Genomic DNA, 12,182 nt, shown 5'->3' on the forward strand with positions numbered 1-12,182 from the left:
GGGGCTCACATTATTAAAAGGTCATCGTCAGTGATGCTGTCGAGAAGGCTTCCCGGCGCCTGATCAGCCAGCATTGCGCGGCTCATCGCCATAAGAATCGCAACCATGCCGTCGATCTTGCGCAGGTTGCCTTTGCCTTCGTCTTCTTTCATCGGGGTTAAGCAACCACGGTATTCCTTGGTTGATACGTTCCCCGCCATCCACGACAGCACCCCGTTTTCCGGGTGATTGAAGCGCCGCGAAACAAGGGCCGCCTCGACTTCCCGCATGGGCATGTTCATGGTCTGAATGCCGCCGCCTACCTCGACCACCTCAGCACCATCCGCCTGCAGCTGGTGCGCCAGTTGTGTCGCACGCCACTTGTCGTAGGCGATTTCCTGAATGTCGAACATCTCGGCCAAGTCCTTGATGTCATCGCGCACCACGTCAAAGTCGGTTTCCTCGCCGTCCGTGGTCAACAGCTCACCAGAGACCACCCAGCCTTCGTAGGCATCTTTAAACGTGGTAGCGCGCTCTATCGCACCTTCGGGCAGGTAGGCCCGGCAAAACACCGTCCACACATCGCGGCCGCGCTCGTCCTTGTCCTTGAACACCAGGGCGACGGCGGTAATGTCTGACTTACTGGCAAGGTCGACACCCACCCAGCATTTACGGCCCCGGAATTGCTCCAGGGTCAGTTCAGGGTTTCCGCACGCCGCCCAGTCCGACATATTCAGCCAGGCCGACCGGGAGCTAACCCATACGTTTAAATGCTTGGTCTTGAATTTGTTCAGCTGTGACGGGTAACGCTTGGCGTTGGCCTGCATGCGCAACAGGTACTCATCGTCGACCGACACGCCAAAATTCGGGTTTGCCTTGCGCAAGATCTTGGGGTCTTGCCAGTCGTCACCATCGTCGATGGTGTAGATGATCCCAAACAGCTCTTCGTTTTCTATGCCGCCTTCGCCCAGGGCGTGCAACAGCATATCTTTGACCTGGCCGCGCTGAACGTAGCAAGGCCCGGCTAGGTTGTAGCCCGCCGTGGTAATCACGAACATCATCGGATGCTCACGGGCGCCCATGCCGGTGATCATGGTGTCATAAAGCGCCGACGAAACATGTTCGTGGTATTCGTCGACAATGGCGCAGCTTGGCGAACTACCGTCGCCAGGATCGCCAACGAGCGGTTCAAAGCGGCTTCCATCATCAGGAAGCGATAGGTTCATCACCATTATCTGAGCGCCGCATTCTTCAACCAGCTGCGGCGTGTTCTTAAGCATCAGGCTGGCCGGCCGGAACACTTCTAACGCTTGGTATTCGGTGGTCGCACCGCAATACACCTCGGCACCAAACTCGCCGTCCATGGTGAACATGAACAAACCGAGGCCGGCCGCAATCACGCTCTTACCGTTCTTGCGGGGAATCTCGCAGTACACCTCACGAAAGCGGCGCAGGCCGGTGCGCTTGGACCGCCACCCGAAAATGCAACAGAAGATAAATTTCTGCCACGGCTCCAGGGTGATCAGCAGGCGCTTACCGGCCCATTTCCCTTTGGTGTGCGGTAGCAACTGGATGAATACACAAACGCGCTCGGCCTCGGCCTTGTCGAACTTCCAGCGGTAGCCCTTCTTCGTCGACTTCGCCAGGTCATTCAAGTGACGCCTGCAGGCGGCGCGCACCCACTTGCACGCCTCAATCTTGCCCGCCACCACGTCGCGGGCGTACTTGTTCGCCGCGTTGACGTTTGGTGAACTGGCCATAGAGGGTGGTTATCCGGCTTTGCCTCCCCGCAGTGCGGTAAAGGGGTTGTCTGGTTTCTGTTCGCCGCCAGGCTTAAGGCGTGCGCGGGCTGCAGGGTCCAGCCCTAGCGCACCACCGTAAGCGGCCATTTGGCGCAGGGTTTCGTTCGATACGGTACAGGCAGGGTTTTTGATTTCCTGCTTAGCGCCCATGACGATGATCCCGTTTTTGGTGATGTCGTTTTGGGCCTCCCGCCAGCGCTGGTAGGCCATGCAAAACGCTTCAAGGTTGTGCATGTCCGTGCCGGTCAAAATCCTGGCCTCGATCAGCCAGGGCGCAACCTGCCGCCAAATGTTCTTGGCGATTTCGCCGAACCATTCGGGCGGGTCAGGCATTTGCGTTAGGGCGTCGGGAGACGGTGCGTTCTTGTTCAGCTTCCGCTTGCCAGGGTTGCCCTGGATTATTTTCAAGGCGGTCGGTTTTGCAGGTCGGCCCACAGGCACCCCCCAAATTTTCCAAAAGTACGAATTTTTTAATTTCGCGGCCGCGCGTTAAAGGCTGGGTGATCGGTGGAGAAGGCGAAAAGCTGCAGAGATTTTGCCCACCCCCCCTCTGACGCGCTTTTTGGTTGCATTTTCGCTACCTGATGTCTGCGCGTTCGCCGACGCGACCAATGCGCGCGGCGACCGCTTCCCTTTGCGTTTTGGCCTTGTGGCAATCGACGTTTAGCGACTGCAAATTGCAAGAATCGTCACTTCCACCCATGGATTTAGGTGTTATGTGGTCAACTTCTGAGGCTGTAAGGGTGCAACCCTTGCAGTCATCGCACTGGCACAGATACCGGTCACGCTTGAGGACGACCGCACGCTTCTTGCGCCATTCCCAGTCATACCCGCGCTGCTCAGCGGTTTCCCGGCCGGGCTTGGCCCAGCCGCTGGCAAGGTGGGCATGCTTTTCGCAATAGCCGCTAGGTGCCTGAGTCTTGGCTGGGCACATTGGCGAACGACACGGGCGCTTCGTCTTTGGCGGCATTCGTTTCCGATCCTTACATCTAATGCAGAAAACTACATCGCGAGCTCAACAACGTAGTTCAATTATTACTGTATCCGACCAGGCAACTTGAAATCGGTGATCCGATCTGCAATCGCGCGGACCTTCTCCACTCCAAGAAATCCAACCCAGCCACCAACAAACGTCGCCATGCTCTGCGGAAGCTCAAAGAACTCCAGGCTACTGATTATCGTAAGGGTAAGACCACCACAAAGTACGCCCTCCACCAGCATTTGCCGCCGAGTGCCGCCGCCGTAGGTGATACGAAGTACAGCCATCCCACAGGACAGAATTGCCGGGTAAAGAATTGGCATATGCTGACTGAGCCACGCAAGCACAAGCGCCCAGCTGTCTGGTTTATCGGGCATAAGATAGTTCTCGCGTACTCCCCTGCGGGGAGCAACATAATAAAAAGCCCGCCTTATAGGCGGGCTTGAAGATTTTAAAACCGAAATCAAGGGTTCAAAATAGAGCAATCAGCTTTTATTAATGGTCGTAGAGTAATCGTAATTGCTAACTACGCTAGAAAACTCATTCGCAATCGCCTCTGCAACCTCTTTAACTACGGAGTCCCCACTCTGTGTAGGGGCTGACGTTAGAGTGTTAAACTTCTTGATCTTGCTCTTATCAGCCCCCGTCAGAAATGTCAGCTTATATCCGTTTCCTTCTCTCTGAATACCCCAATGCGTCAAGAGGTAAAACTTAGACAATCCTTCAACGGGTGGAAGCTCTAACCGAACTGAAAATTTTAAATCCCGAGAGTCCATTGGAAGCTTAGACACGTCTGCAACTTGAAACGAATCAGACTCATCTAGAAATCCGATCTTTACGATATCTGACATTCCCCTCACTCCGAATTGAATAAGAAGCCTAGCTGGGAGGTATCCAACGAAGCTCCGTAAATCTCTCCAGTAGCTTAGCTCTTCAGTCACGCGCTCGGAAAAGTCTCTCTTCAAAGATTCATATGTCGCCATATTTACAACTCCAAGTTATATGGTCTACATCTAACACCCCATCAAACATCTATCAAACTAGATTTCCAACTCCCGCAGAAATAAGAATGACGGGGATAACTGCACACACTCAACGCTAGGCATTAATGAAACTCCGCGGGCTACGCTAGGAGGTGATGCATGAGTATGGTGTCGCGCTTGGAAAGCTGAACACCGTGCCATGAAACCAGGTGTTTATCCGCGTGGAAAGACTTTTTTACGCGGCTTCGCGAAACACCTCGATTGCACAGTCGACCCAAGCTACTCCAGCCTTGATTAACTCACGAGCCTTGGCTTCACCCATTTTATTTTCCCGCGCGATACGCAGGGCTGGCCACTTCTCACCGAAGTACAGCCAGATAAAGCTCCCCATCTGAGTATCCCGAATGGCGAGCTTGGCAACCGCTCGATCTATCACCAGGGCCACATCATCCTTAATGCAATAATTCTTGGTGCCGCCTTCGGTGACATTGTTGTCCCGTATCAAGGCATAAAGGGGTGATACGTATCGAGGGACCCCCATTCCATCCATTCGCCACCATCCCCACTGCTCCAACAAGTATTCAGTGTCGCCTAGCGGTTTGTCAGTGTAAGTGCGCTTCTTCATTCGACACTCCCAAATTTCGGCTCACTCAACCCAGAAAGACCTGCGATTTTCAAAAAAACACATTCGATCGGGCTAATACTCTTGCGCGCCAATGGCGCTCTTACACTGCTCATTTGAAGCACCTCCCAAGGCATCCACAAACCTCGCCCTTAACAAATTGTGGTTCTGGCTCGCAGACCCCGCCGTTCAAGGCGTCTACGAGGTTTTGCGAATCTTCATATCTAACGCCTGTCTGCGCGTGAATCGACTTGAAGCCGCGCTCATCTAACCAGTTGTGCCACTTCACCAAGGCCAGGCGGCGCTGCTCTTTGGCCTGAGTGTTGATGTAGGTGGAGGCGATCTTGCCCAGGGAGTGGTTCAGCAACATCTCGCCGATGTGGCCGTCGACGCCGAGGTCAGTCCAGGCGGTACGGGCTACCTTGCGCAGGTCGTGACTGGTCCAGGCACCCTGCCCCAACCGAGTGAAGACGGCGCTCGCCTGGTTGTCGCTCAGCGGCTTCCCACGGCGTGACGGGAACAGGAAGCCACCTACATATCCTTGGGCGGTCTGGAGGTCACGGTAGCGGCGCAGCAGTGCGACGACTTGGTCGGTCAGCGGCACTCGCAGCTCGGTCTTGGTCTTGGTGTGTTCCGCCGGCAGGAACCACTCACGCTCAGGCAGTGCAACGTCAGCCCACCGCGCCTGGCGGGTTTCACCGATCCGAGTGCCGTGGCACAGCATCATTAAGGCCAGCATGGCGTCACCTGGCGCGCTGTCGAATCGCTCAGCCAGCAGCGTCACCAACTCGGGCACTTGCACATCGCGCAGCCGTGCGGGCTTGGGCTGAATACGCGCGGACGTGAAGTTGCTGAACTTCAGCTCGGCCATCGGGTTAACAGGGATCAGGTCCAGCTTGCGCGCCTGACGGAAGGCCATCGCAAGCAGACGAAACAGCTGCTGAACATACGACAGCGACAGCTCAGCCTGTACCGGCCACATGAGCAACCGGTCGAGGGCCTGGGCATTCACGTCGCTGATCAGCAAATCATCCAGTCGCGGCTTGAGCTGGCAGCTGATCGCGGACTTGATAGCAGCTCGCCGCTTGTGGGAAAGCGCGCGCGACTTGGCCATGCGATCACCGAACCAATCGAGCAACTCGCCAACGGTCAGCCAGCCCGACACGCTGGCCGCGCCATCAGCCGCCACACGCAGGCGCACCGCCGGCAACGCTGCGATCACCTGCTTGGTGTTCAGGTCAGGAAACGCGCCAATACGGTGCCACTGGCGCTTGTTGAGCAAGTACCAGGAACCGCGCGCACGGTTCTTGGCGAAACGAAAGTGCAGCGCCGGGTGGCCGGCATCACGCAGGTCACGCACATGCTCGAGCTTGGCGTTGCGCACAATCTCAGCATCCGACAGTTTTACTGTCAGGGTTTTGATTTGGGTATTCAAACGTTGCCCTCCTTTCGGGCAAGTAGGTCAACGACCTCAAAAGTCGATGGCCACATCCAATCGCCGTAGCGCTTGGCAATGGCCTCATCAGCGAACAAAGCCACGGCATGGTCAGGCAGGACATCCATGTCCAACTTGAAGCCGCAGCAATGCACCGCATAGCGGTAATTGGCCGGGACCGGAACGGCCAGGCGACCGGTGCCATCAGTTATTTTCCTTTCTGTAACGACCGGCCAGACTGCTGACCTTTTCGGGTTTGGTCGGCTCAACCCAGCCCGCTGCGAGCTGTTCGAATCGGCTGTACTGACCGTGGAAAGCGGTGCGCACGGTGCCGCCGGCAATATCACGGCCCTTGCCGATAATAATTTCGGCAATGCCTTTGGCTTCGGAGTGTTCGTGGTAAACCTCGTCGCGGTACACGAACAGGATGATGTCCGCGTCCTGCTCAATGGCGCCGGATTCACGCAGGTCAGAACACAGCGGACGCTTGTTCGGGCGCTCTTCGCATTTCCGGGAGAGCTGGCTGAGCAGGATCACCGGAACGCCTAGCTCTCGGGCCATAAGCTTCGCGGTGCGTGTCATGTGGCTGACTTCCTGCTCACGACTAGACGTGCGCGAGTCGGACTCAACCAATTGCAGGTAGTCGATGACAATGAGATCCAAGCCATACCGACGCTTATGGCGGCGAGCGGCCGAGCGCAGTCGATTCATTGACATCGACGCGCGATCCGACAGGAACAGGTTCGACTTCTTGAGCTTGCCGGCGGCACTCATCAGCTCGGCGCCGTGAGTGTTAGGGGCTTTACCATTTTTGATCAGCTGTAACGGCACCCGCCCTTCGGACGCCATGAAGCGATCCATCAGACCCGTGTTATCCATTTCCAGACTGAACGCCATCACGCTTTTGCCATCACGGATAGCCGCGTGAGACGCGATATTCATGGCGAGCGTGGTTTTGCCCATGGCCGGCCGGCCAGCGATGATGATCAGTTGGCCAGGCTTGAGGCCTTGCAGCTTCTCGTCCAAATCAGGAATGCCCGTGGACAGGCCGTCAATTTCATCACCACGATCAGCCCGGGCCTGCAGCACCTCGATGTAGTCGTTGAGAAAGTCCTCAGCCTTGACCACTTCGGATGTTGCCGATTGGCTGTCAATGGCGTGGGACTCAGCCTGTACCGCTGCAACCTTGTCAGCCGCCGACTGGTCACCGTAGGCAATGTCGTTGATCCGCACGCTTAGCTCGATGATCGACCTATCCAGGCTGCGCTCACGAACCGTTCCGGCGTAGGAGGCGGCGTTTGCAACGCTTGGCGTATTGCGGGCAATTTCTGCGGAATAGGCAAACGAACTCGCACCACCAGGCAGATCCCCCACATAAACCCCGACGGTCACGATATCGACGGGATGACCATCAGCGTGCAAGGCCAAAATCCCGCGATACAGCTCGGCGTTGTCCTCGTAGTAAAAGTCCTCGGGCACCAGATCGGCGGCCAGTACGTCGATCAGCTCAGGGCGCAGGAACATCGCCCCCAGCACACCGTGTTCGGCTTCCAGACTGTAGGGATCACGCATTGTAATTACCCTCAACGACCTTCACGAAGTTGCTCGGGGCAATCAGCCAATCGAAGTTGCAGCGGAAAGGATTCCCGCCAGAAGCCGAAACCTTACCCATCAGAAACTCGCTGGAGCGCACCAGGGCAAAGTACTCGGCCCAGAAACTGAGATCCTGATGAACATCGCTTTCGTTCCAACGTGCGTTGACCTTGGCAATTCGATCCTTGGTCAACAACATGACCCGAGGAAATTCCGGGATCGTTGCGTTGAACAAATCGACGATTGCCTGGGTTGGGCATTTCGGCTTCGAAATTTTCGTTGGTTGCTCAGCTCCAGCAAGAGGTGATGGTTCACTTGATGGTTCTATTACGGTTCTGGGTGCAGCTGCTGCGGGGGTTTTCGTCGTGAGCTGCGGGGGTGGCGGTGCATCTGCTGCGGGGTGCAAGTACTGCGGGGGTGCATATGCTGCCGGGGTCAAGGTATACATAGTCGAACGCCCCATCCGCTCACGGACAGACAAAATGTTCGCTTGCCCTAGCCACTTGATCGCACCCTGAACCGTCCTCTCGGCGAGGCAAGTACGCTCAGAGATTCGGGCAATAGAAGGCCAGCAAACACCCTCGTCGTTTGCATTGTCAGCCAGCGAAATAAGGACTGCTTTTTGCGGGCCACTCATGCCTTGCAACGGCCAGCACAGGCTCATGATGATGGTACTCATGCGGGAACATCCTGGGCAGGTGCCAGGGACGCCTTCAAGTAATCGAGGCATTCACGGCGGAATTGAGACTTGGATGCATGCGAGTACTGGCCGCCGATCATGAGGGCGGCATTCATCGCAGCGAATTGATTTTGATCGAGGTGTCGCGACACCATCTCTGGACGCTCGGAGGGTGTCGCGACATCTCCAGAGCGGTTGACTGCGGGGGTGTTATTGATCATTATTGACCTCGGAATAAAGCTGTACTGAACCGCCCTGCCAGGCGGTTTTTTTATGCCTACGATATGAGTACTGGATGAATTAACAGCCGATCCAAAGTCTCTATTCAGGCGCCCCGCTACTGCGGAAAATGACTACATAGAGCGGTTAAGCCGCCTCCGGATAAAGGTCCGGCCTGAGCTCATGGCGTGGTATGCCGGTTGCCTGCTCGACTGAGATCACGCGCTCAGCCGGCACGCGTCCTGATGCACACCAACGCTGTACGTTTTGCGGTGTGCAACCAAGAACGCGAGCAAGGGCCGATTGGCCGCCTGCTGCCTTAGCCGCACGCGCTGCTGCATTACGCTCCATAGAAGCCTCACTAGCCGAAATTACAACCCAAAGTTACAGAACCAAGCCAACAACTACAAGCGAGAATTGCAATGCTCACTACAAGTGCTGGTTGTATTCTGGCTTTCATGACTACTAACTCTTCACGCATAGCGGCAGCACGAGAAGCGCAAGGACTCAATCAATCTGAGTTGGCGCGCAAGCTTGGTGTCAGCCCGCAGTCGGTCCAGGCATGGGAAGCGGGGCGAACAGCTCCGCGAAACCAACGCATCAAGCATCTGAGTGAAGTGCTTGGCGTTTCTGTCGCCTATTTGATGGGTGAATCAGGGCCAGTCGAATCACGTAGCGCAACTGCCCGCACGCCTCTACAGTCAATCGAACTATGGGACGAAAACACTCCACTCGATGAGGATGAGGTGTATGTCCCTTTCCTTCATGAGGTTGAGCTAGCAGCTGGATCGGGAAGGTTCGCCATAGAGGAAAGCAACACCTCTCGGCTGCGGTTCTTCAAGAAAGACCTACGGCACAACGGCGTCCAATTCAACAATGCGAAGTGCGTAGTAGTCAGCGGCAACAGCATGATGCCAGTGCTGCGAGACGGCGCTACAGTGGGTATCAATATTGGAAAAAACACACTGAAAGACGTTGTTGATGGTGAAATGTATGCGATCAACCACAACGGCCAGTTAAGGATTAAGCAACTATTTCGGACCCCTTCGGGCATACGCCTGCGCAGCTTCAACCGCGATGAGCACCCCGATGAGGAATACACTTTTCAGGACATCCAAGAGCAGCAGCTTGCTGTTTTGGGGCATGTATTCTGGTGGGCCATGTACTCCCGCTGACCTCTCTCTGCCGCCTCGTAAAGCCCAAAGCCCGCCATTGAGCGGGCTTTTTTATGCACGCGAAAAATTCAAGATTCCACTGTCGCCAAGATAATAATTACAACCAAAGCTTGATAATTACAATTTTGGGTTGTAATTTTATTTCGTCGCCGGATAACAACCGGCCAGATGGAAGGCAGCGATGGACCGGCCTAAACGGTTCAGAGGGTTGGCAACTGACCCGGGCGTGCAGCTTAAAGCGCCAAGACGAGTTATCCAGCGGGAGAACAAGCCGAAAGGTCCGCGGCTGGACAAACAATTTGATGGGGCCGGCAGTGACGCCAGTAGCGAGATGCCGGCAGACGACACCAGAAGATTTCACGTCAGCGCCTGTATCGGGCGCTTTCGGAAAACAACAGGGAGTCAAAGCGATGGACGAAATCATCAGCGGCGCATGGAAGGGCCACCTCGGACGAGGCCTTGCGCCGAAGGAATTGCGCTACCTACTGGCCGCCGCCCAGGGCATGACGGCCAAAGAAATAGCGCGACAGTTCGACGTGGCCGCCAGCACCGTGACAAAGCGTCTTTCATGCGCGATGTTCAAGCTTGGCGTGACCCGTCAGACGGCGATGATTGCCGAGGCGATGCGCCGCCAGATCATCTCACCGATTTGCTTTGCACTGGCCGCGCTGATCGCCATGCACGCAATGATTGGTGACGAGTCGATGCGCCGTGATCGCCGAGCACCCGAACGCCGAACTGCTCAGGTGCGAATCGTGAGGCATTCAGAACGACCGGCGCTAATTGCTTAAATAAATGCAACTCAACGGGGTATCAATCATGCATTCATCAGTTCAACAGCGAGTCGAAGTAGCTGCGGCTTTACGGATTCGCACGCACATCGCCACCGCCGAGTTCTATGCTCTGATCGGCAGGGAACAACCCTTGACGCAAATTCGCTACCAAGTTGTAAACCGCGGCAAGGCTTATCACATTGTAGAGCGGGCTACCGGAAAAGTCAGAGGGTTTCGCTGGACCAACAAGGAGGCTATCAGCCTAGCTAAGTCACTGGAACTCAATCGTCCGGGCACAGCATCGGCCTATTAGCAACCAGTTTAGACAACGCAATAGGTAAGCATGGCTCGATTTACCAGCATATGAAGTCTGAGAGGTAATCCATGGCCGAGGAACAGCGCCGCAAGCGCAAAGGCAGCAGCAAAGAAAACAGCATCTGGCGTCGAAAAGTTTAGGTGGAGGGCATATTCACACCTGCTCACAAGCGGCTGCCAGCCGCCCTCCCGCGGATTAGGTATAGGCAACGTAGGATAGGGCGAAGTAGCAATCCCTCCTCCAACCAACGCAAATACCAAATGTGGAGGGCCAAAGGTGGCAACTCGAAAAGTGATAATCAGCTTGCCATGCGAAATCAAGACGCTGACAACTTCTGCTCAAACTCTTACATTCCAGCTATCATACTGAGCAGGCATACCAAAACAACCGCCTTCCAAAAATCCCAAAACTCCTGCCTATTATCTAAATTGCCTCAGAAAGTCATCAACAACAGTCAATGAACGCCTAGCATCAGACAGCAGCTCATAAAACTCAGGTTCAACACCATCATATCGCCAAAGCATCCTGTCTGATTCATCCATAATTGCGATAGTAACGATCCCTCTGTAACGAGAATCGCTTTCATGATTATATCCGCTTACAGATTCAAATATCGCAATTCTCTGATCCTGATATCTTGTTGTAAGAAAAATTAAAACCTGATTCGGGGAGCTCGGAATAGAGTGCATAGGCGCATTTTCAAGCGTCCATGTAACAGATCTATTTGCCGTTGCTCGAATAAGGAAAACAGCGAGGTTTCTTGCGGAATTATCAATCATACACCACCTGCCGAGCGATCTCTAATTAGTGTTTCCAAGTGCACTGAAAAGCTATGTAACTTATCATGCACATCCCAGGCCTGATTTGTTGAAAGCTTTTTGCAAACCCAGCCTCGCCTAATGAGGCCTTTTTTTTCAGCCATCAAGTTTATCAATTCATCGGCACTTTTGCGCTGGAGACTTTCCAATTTTGGTCGAATATTTTGAACATATGCAATGGACCTATGTATATATACGGAGATATCTCTTTGGTGCTCGCCCATTTCTATTTTACTCCCGTCGGTCCTCTCTATCTCCTCCATCTTCTTAAGAAGTAAGCGCATTTCGGAAATCAGTTGTTTTATCTCATTAAAAGTCTCAGGCACTCTAACTTTGCGCCTAAGCGCGCTGGTTATATACAAGGCGAGGAACATAGTCACAACGGTCAGAAAAAAACCAACGATTGTAAGAACGGTGCCTATCTTATTTAAATCATCCCACAATTCCTTAGCCTCCAACTGCACAGCTTCCTGTCTAAGCAAATCAGACCCATGGACTCCATAATATCTTAGCCCTACGAAAAAAACTACGCGCGCTCTCTCTGATTGCAACCAGGTACATAGCTCACTCCATGACCTTGTATTCCCTCTGTTTGCAGCGAAATCGGCGCTTGCCGCTCTCGACATGACCTTTCAAGACAAGCTTGCCATCACAGCGATAGCGAAATAATCCAGTCTCCGACGATCACGCGATGAACATCCCGGCCTATTCCCCGATTGCTGTACCGCCAACCTCGGCAAAGCAACCCGCCTCAACCATCCACTTTTAATTCAGCTCTATATGAGAAGAACGGATATCACACCCCCCTA

The 12,182-nt window shown here is 54.4% G+C and carries 17 protein-coding genes; 3 read left to right on the forward strand and 14 right to left on the reverse strand.

Features of this window, described 5'->3' with window-relative positions:
- Positions 1-5: 5 nt before the first annotated feature.
- The 12 genes from L8I05_RS25875 to L8I05_RS25930 all read right to left on the reverse strand — a co-directional run bounded on the left by L8I05_RS25875 (position 6) and on the right by L8I05_RS25930 (position 8,642).
- Positions 6-1,739, reverse strand: a complete 1,734-nt coding sequence (locus L8I05_RS25875; protein WP_242173811.1) for a terminase TerL endonuclease subunit — start codon at positions 1,737-1,739, stop codon at positions 6-8.
- A 9-nt stretch (positions 1,740-1,748) separates the two neighbouring features.
- The gene (locus tag L8I05_RS25880; RefSeq protein WP_242173850.1) at positions 1,749-2,216 is read right to left on the reverse strand and encodes a phage terminase small subunit P27 family; all 468 of its coding nucleotides are present in this window, start codon (positions 2,214-2,216) and stop codon (positions 1,749-1,751) included.
- 142 nt (positions 2,217-2,358) lie between these two features.
- Positions 2,359-2,751 carry an HNH endonuclease gene (locus L8I05_RS29530; protein WP_347341620.1) on the reverse strand — a complete coding sequence of 131 codons (393 nt, stop codon included), beginning with the start codon at positions 2,749-2,751 and terminating at the stop codon, positions 2,359-2,361.
- Between the two features lie 65 nt (positions 2,752-2,816).
- Positions 2,817-3,137 carry a phage holin, lambda family gene (locus tag L8I05_RS25890; protein ID WP_242173855.1) on the reverse strand — a complete coding sequence of 107 codons (321 nt, stop codon included), beginning with the start codon at positions 3,135-3,137 and terminating at the stop codon, positions 2,817-2,819.
- Between the two features lie 108 nt (positions 3,138-3,245).
- Positions 3,246-3,743 carry a hypothetical protein gene (locus L8I05_RS25895; RefSeq protein WP_242173873.1) on the reverse strand — a complete coding sequence of 166 codons (498 nt, stop codon included), beginning with the start codon at positions 3,741-3,743 and terminating at the stop codon, positions 3,246-3,248.
- A 235-nt stretch (positions 3,744-3,978) separates the two neighbouring features.
- A complete protein-coding gene (locus tag L8I05_RS25900) occupies positions 3,979-4,368 on the reverse strand; it encodes an antiterminator Q family protein (protein WP_242173877.1) in 390 nt (129 codons plus the stop codon).
- Between the two features lie 109 nt (positions 4,369-4,477).
- Positions 4,478-5,800 carry a site-specific integrase gene (locus L8I05_RS25905; RefSeq protein ID WP_242173894.1) on the reverse strand — a complete coding sequence of 441 codons (1,323 nt, stop codon included), beginning with the start codon at positions 5,798-5,800 and terminating at the stop codon, positions 4,478-4,480.
- Complete coding sequence (locus L8I05_RS25910; RefSeq protein ID WP_242174378.1) at positions 5,797-6,012, reverse strand: hypothetical protein; 216 nt, start codon at positions 6,010-6,012, stop codon at positions 5,797-5,799. The genes L8I05_RS25905 and L8I05_RS25910 overlap by 4 nt, the downstream gene beginning before the upstream one ends.
- Positions 6,005-7,372 (reverse strand): replicative DNA helicase, encoded by a 1,368-nt coding sequence (dnaB, locus tag L8I05_RS25915; protein WP_242173908.1) that lies wholly within the window; start codon positions 7,370-7,372, stop codon positions 6,005-6,007. The genes L8I05_RS25910 and dnaB overlap by 8 nt, the downstream gene beginning before the upstream one ends.
- Entirely contained in the window at positions 7,365-8,072 is a 708-nt protein-coding gene (locus L8I05_RS25920; protein ID WP_242173911.1) for a helix-turn-helix domain-containing protein, read from the reverse strand. The genes dnaB and L8I05_RS25920 overlap by 8 nt, the downstream gene beginning before the upstream one ends.
- Positions 8,069-8,293, reverse strand: coding sequence for a hypothetical protein (locus L8I05_RS25925; RefSeq protein WP_242173914.1), 225 nt, complete (start codon positions 8,291-8,293; stop codon positions 8,069-8,071). Before L8I05_RS25925 ends, L8I05_RS25920 begins: the two co-directional genes overlap by 4 nt.
- A gap of 145 nt (positions 8,294-8,438) precedes the next feature.
- Positions 8,439-8,642, reverse strand: a complete 204-nt coding sequence (locus tag L8I05_RS25930) for a YdaS family helix-turn-helix protein (RefSeq protein ID WP_242173919.1) — start codon at positions 8,640-8,642, stop codon at positions 8,439-8,441.
- Positions 8,643-8,749: 107 nt separating this feature from the next.
- On the opposite strand from L8I05_RS25930, the gene L8I05_RS25935 reads away from it, so the two are divergent.
- From L8I05_RS25935 to L8I05_RS25945, 3 genes are all read left to right on the forward strand, one after another.
- The gene (locus L8I05_RS25935) at positions 8,750-9,466 is read left to right on the forward strand and encodes a S24 family peptidase (protein ID WP_242174387.1); all 717 of its coding nucleotides are present in this window, start codon (positions 8,750-8,752) and stop codon (positions 9,464-9,466) included.
- Positions 9,467-9,876: 410 nt separating this feature from the next.
- The gene (locus L8I05_RS25940; protein ID WP_242173922.1) at positions 9,877-10,257 is read left to right on the forward strand and encodes a helix-turn-helix transcriptional regulator; all 381 of its coding nucleotides are present in this window, start codon (positions 9,877-9,879) and stop codon (positions 10,255-10,257) included.
- Positions 10,258-10,285: 28 nt separating this feature from the next.
- The gene (locus tag L8I05_RS25945) at positions 10,286-10,552 is read left to right on the forward strand and encodes a hypothetical protein (RefSeq protein WP_242173925.1); all 267 of its coding nucleotides are present in this window, start codon (positions 10,286-10,288) and stop codon (positions 10,550-10,552) included.
- A gap of 422 nt (positions 10,553-10,974) precedes the next feature.
- Here L8I05_RS25945 and L8I05_RS25950 read toward each other — a convergent pair whose 3' ends face one another.
- Complete coding sequence (locus L8I05_RS25950; RefSeq protein ID WP_242173928.1) at positions 10,975-11,334, reverse strand: hypothetical protein; 360 nt, start codon at positions 11,332-11,334, stop codon at positions 10,975-10,977.
- Complete coding sequence (locus L8I05_RS25955) at positions 11,331-11,831, reverse strand: hypothetical protein (RefSeq protein ID WP_242173931.1); 501 nt, start codon at positions 11,829-11,831, stop codon at positions 11,331-11,333. The genes L8I05_RS25950 and L8I05_RS25955 overlap by 4 nt, the downstream gene beginning before the upstream one ends.
- Between the last annotated feature and the right edge of the window lie 351 nt (positions 11,832-12,182).

This window comes from Pseudomonas sp. MONT-RG-20F-20-E-7-02, from assembly GCF_022662395.1.
In the GTDB taxonomy this organism is placed as follows: domain Bacteria; phylum Pseudomonadota; class Gammaproteobacteria; order Pseudomonadales; family Pseudomonadaceae; genus Aquipseudomonas.